We start from the raw sequence: 1,963 nt of genomic DNA on the forward strand, positions 1-1,963 counted from the left end.
CTGATGGACCGGGGTGTCCTGGTGCAGGACACCCACGGTTCGACGATCCGGATCTCCCCGCCGCTGGTGATCGGCGAGGAGGACCTGGACTGGGGGCTGGAGCAGCTGCGGGTGGTGCTGGGCGGGTGAGCGCCGGTGTCCGGTCGCCACAGGCCCTAGAGGATCACGTGGGGCAGGAAGCGGGCGTACCCGTCCGTGACCAGTCCGGCCGACTCGCGGATGCCGAGGCCGGCCGCCTCGTCCCCGACGACCCAGGCGCCGAGGACGACGTGGTTGCCGTCGAAGGCGGGCAGCGGGGCGAGGGCCTGGTAGCAGCAGGGCTCGTCGCGGACGAGGGGGCCGCCGCTGCCGGGCCGGTGGATCGTCACTCCGGCGCCCTCCCGGCCGAGCAGGGGTTTGGCGACGTAGCCGGTGGTGGCCGCCAGGTCGCGGGGGCCGTCCAGGTGGGCGGGGAGGAGGTTCGGGTGGTCCGGGTACAGCTCCCAGAGGACGGCGAGCAGGGCCTTGTTGCTCAGCAGCATCTTCCAGGCGGGCTCGATCCACAGGGTGGAGCCGGTGCCGCCGCCGTTGTCGAGGGTGTCCAGGACGTGATCGGCGAAGCGGTCGGTGGTCAGCCACTCCCAGGGGTAGAGCTTGAAGATGCTGCGGATGAACCGCAGTCCGTTGTCGACGAAGCGTTCGGACAGCGGGTCCCAGCCGATCTCCTCCATGGAGATCCAGTCGGTGTCGAGGCCGGCCTGTTCGGCGGTCTCCTTCAGATAGGCGACCGTCATCAGGTCCTCGCCGGTCTCGTCGTCGCTGGTGTGCGCGAAGTGCAGGGGGCTGCCGGGCGGCAGCAGCGGGGCCTGCTTCCGCCAGGCGGCGACGAGGCGTTCGTGCAGGGAGTTCCACTGGTCGGCGCCGGGGAAGCGTTCCTCCATCCAGAACCACTGGGGGGAGGCGGCCTCGACCAGGGAGGTCGGGGTGTCGGCGTTGTACTCCAGGAGCCTGGCCGGGCCGGTGCCGTCGTAGCGGAGGTCGAAGCGGCCGTAGAGGGAGGGAAGTTCGGCACGGCGGTGCCAGGACTCGGCGACGGCGTGGGCGACGCGCGGGTCGGTGATGCCGAGGTCGGCGAAGCGGCCGGTGGTGACGATGTGGTCCGCCGCGGCGAGGCACATGCGGTGCAGTTCCCCGACGGTCTCCTCCAGCGCCTCCACCTCGGGGAGGGTGAGGACGTAGTAGGCGCTCTCGTCCCAGTACGGGCGGAAGGAGTTGTCGGGGTACCTGGTGAGCGGGTAGACGAGGCCCTGTGCCTCGACGGTCTGCTGCCAGCCGGGGCGGGGTGTGAGGGTACGGCGCTCCATGCCGGGCTCAGCCGCCGGACTTGCCGCTGCCGCCGCCGAAGCCCCCGCGGTCCACACCGCCGTGGCCACCGCCCGAGCCGCCCGAACCGCCCGAGCCGCTGCGGGGCTTGGTGAAGGAGCCGTCGTTGACCCAGCCGCTCTTCTTCTTGCCGCCGTAGTACCAGGCGCTCTTGGAGGACACGCCGGGCTTGCAGTTCTTGTCGGAGACGACCTTGTAGCCCTTGCCGAACCTGTAGCTGTCGCGGTCCACGCAGCGCTTGTCCGGGTCGGAGGAGCAGGCGGCGAGCGCGGCGGCGAGCAGTCCCACGCCGCCGAGTACGACCGTGCCCGAGCGAAGTTGCCGACGTGCGTCCGCCATGTCCGTGTCTCCCCGTTGTCGCTTGAGTCGCTTGAGTCGCTTGTCGCTGTAAGCCTGTCGACCGGTTCCGGCCGCCAGCCTAGAGATCGGTGAGAACGTCCGTGCGGGCGGTCCTGCGATCCACCGCTCCCCTAAAGTCGCTTCGTGGCCTTTGGCATGGTGTGCGCGCTGGGCGCGGCGGTGTGTTTCGGTACGGCGACGGTGCTCCAGGCGATCGCCGCCCGCGCCGCGGCGGACACGGGTCTGTCTCTTCTACACATCT

General features: G+C 70.7%; 2 protein-coding genes and 1 pseudogene. 1 reads left to right on the top strand and 2 read right to left on the bottom strand.

Features of this window, described 5'->3' with window-relative positions; all coding sequences use genetic code 11:
- Positions 1-129: pseudogene (locus tag C1I97_RS42155) on the top strand (aminotransferase class III-fold pyridoxal phosphate-dependent enzyme); the annotation flags it as partial.
- A 26-nt stretch (positions 130-155) separates the two neighbouring features.
- On the opposite strand, the gene C1I97_RS36070 reads toward C1I97_RS42155, so the two are convergent.
- Together C1I97_RS36070 and C1I97_RS36075 are read right to left on the bottom strand one after the other, a co-directional pair.
- Entirely contained in the window at positions 156-1,343 is a 1,188-nt protein-coding gene (locus C1I97_RS36070; protein WP_111007136.1) for a glutathionylspermidine synthase family protein, read from the bottom strand.
- 7 nt (positions 1,344-1,350) lie between these two features.
- Positions 1,351-1,701: a hypothetical protein gene (locus C1I97_RS36075; RefSeq protein WP_111007137.1), complete on the bottom strand. Its 351-nt coding sequence runs from the start codon at positions 1,699-1,701 to the stop codon at positions 1,351-1,353.
- Positions 1,702-1,963: the final 262 nt, after the last annotated feature.

Source organism: Streptomyces sp. NTH33 (assembly GCF_003236365.1).
Taxonomy (GTDB): domain Bacteria; phylum Actinomycetota; class Actinomycetes; order Streptomycetales; family Streptomycetaceae; genus Streptomyces.